Source organism: Variovorax sp. P4_D9 (assembly GCF_056401695.1).
In genome coordinates, this window is sequence record NZ_JBFUIU010001374.1 from 1 (window position 1) to 1,556 (window position 1,556).

At 64.1% G+C, this 1,556-nt stretch carries 2 protein-coding genes; both read left to right on the forward strand.

Annotated elements, in window-relative coordinates:
* The coding region (locus AC1DY5_RS55095; RefSeq protein WP_478122608.1) for an ATP-binding cassette domain-containing protein at positions 1-322 on the forward strand (322 nt) is incomplete at its 5' end.
* Between the two features lie 24 nt (positions 323-346).
* Positions 347-1,556, forward strand: a 1,210-nt coding sequence (locus tag AC1DY5_RS55100; RefSeq protein WP_478122609.1) for a Glu/Leu/Phe/Val dehydrogenase dimerization domain-containing protein, incomplete at its 3' end; no start/stop codon positions are given.

The following is a 1,556-nucleotide window of genomic DNA, read 5'->3' on the forward strand; positions in this document are numbered from 1 at the left end:
CCTGTTGATGGCCTCGCTGCAGCCGTCGCGCATCCTCTTGCTCGACGAGCATACGGCCGCGCTCGATCCGAAGACCGCCGCCTTCGTGCTCGAACTCACCGCGAGGATCGTCGAGGCCGGCAAGCTGACGGCCATGATGGTCACGCACAGCATGCGCCAGGCGCTCGACTACGGCACGCGCACGGTAATGTTGCACGAAGGCCGCGTGATCCTCGACGTCAAGGGCGCCGAGCGCGCCGGCATGGACGTGCCCGACCTGCTACACATGTTCGAGAAGACTCGTGGCGAGAAGCTCGACGACGACAAATTACTTCTAGCCTGACTCCAGAGAATCTGAAAGACCGAGATGAAAGAACTGCTGAATCGCTTCGAGAACAAGGCGCCTGAGATCGTCTTCGAATGGCACGACGCCGAGACGCCCGCCAAGGGCTGGGTGGTCATCAACTCACTGCGCGGTGGTGCTGCCGGTGGCGGCACGCGCATGCGCCCGGGGCTCGACCGGCGTGAGGTCGAGTCGCTGGCAAAGACCATGGAGGTCAAGTTCAGCGTCTCCGGCCCGGCCATTGGGGGCGCGAAGTCGGGCATTGATTTCGATCCTGCCGATCCGCGCAAGAACGACGTGCTGCGGCGCTGGTACAAGGCGGTGACGCCGCTGCTCAAGACCTACTATGGCACCGGTGGCGACCTGAACGTCGACGAGGTGCATGAGGTGATCCCGATCACGGAGAGCTACGGCTTGTGGCATCCGCAGGAGGGCGTCGTCAACGGCCACTTCGAGCCGAGCGACAGCGAGCGCATCCAGAAGGTCGGGCAGCTGCGCATGGGCGTGGCCAAGGTTGTCGAGGACCCGCACTACACGCCTGACTCCGCCCGCAAGTACCTGGTGGCCGACCTGATCACGGGCTGGGGTCTGGCCGAATCGGTGCTTCACTACTACAGGCTCTACGGCGGCGAAGTCGCCGGCAAACGCGTCATCGTGCAGGGCTGGGGCAATGTGGGCTCTACCGCGGCTTACTATCTTGCGCAAGCCGGCGCGCGCGTGGTCGGCATCATCGATCGCGAGGGCGGGCTGCTCAATCCCGAGGGCTTCAGCTTCGAACAGATCCGCACGCTGTTCCTGCAGAAGAAGGGCAACCAACTGGCCGCGGAAGGAATGCTTCCTTTCGACGTAATCAATCGCGCTGTCTGGTGCGCGGGCGCGGAAATCTTCCTGCCCTGCGCCGGGTCGCGCCTGGTGACGCAGCAGCAGATCGAGCAGTTGGTCAAGGGCGGGCTCGAAGTCGTGTCCAGCGGCGCCAACGTGCCCTTTGCCGATCGCGAGATCTTCTACGGCCCGATCTACGAGCAAGCCGATTCGAAGGTGGCGGTGATTCCCGACTTCATCGCCAATTGCGGCATGGCGCGTGCGTTCGCGTTCCTGATGCAGGACGACGTGAAGATTTCCGACAAGGCGATCTTCGACGACGTCTCGGCCACCGTGGCGTCAGCGCTCGAACGCTGCCATGCGCGCTCCGGCGATCGCACCGGGATTGCCCGCACCGCGTTCGAGAACGCGC